Below are 424 nucleotides of genomic sequence, written 5' to 3' on the forward strand. Positions count from 1 at the left end.
TTTGATATAAAGAGCCCCAAGAGCGATTCTGACAGAATAAGCCTTTTCGCCTTTGAATTTCTTCTTGAAGGACTTGGCATACTTTTCTTCCGCCTTCCACCACGGAATTATTTCAGCAAGACGGACCCAGCGATTTTCTTTATTTAATTTCCCACCGAATGGTAGAAAAAAATCATCTACAAAAGTTAATTGATGTTCGGTCTTTTTGTACATCGTAACAGCCTCCAAGTGCAAGGTTTTTTACGTGTTTTCTTTGAAATCCTTACACTTTATATTCGACAAAAGTAGCCAAAATCCTTGTCAAATCTGGAATTTTTGCTTATTCAGCAAGCCCTAAATATACTTCCTCATACTTGATGGTTCGCCAAAGCCTTTCGGTAATGATATTGTCAAGGGCTCTTTTTTTGCCGTCCATGCTGATTTT

1 pseudogene is annotated in these 424 nt (G+C 38.0%); it reads right to left on the reverse strand.

The annotated features are described in order from the left end of the window. Window positions 1-213, reverse strand: a pseudogene (locus IC21_RS08765) (IS5/IS1182 family transposase); the annotation flags it as partial. Window positions 214-424 lie beyond the last annotated feature (211 nt).

It is taken from the genome of Heyndrickxia coagulans DSM 1 = ATCC 7050 (assembly GCF_000290615.1).
GTDB lineage: Bacteria > Bacillota > Bacilli > Bacillales > Bacillaceae_C > Weizmannia > Weizmannia coagulans.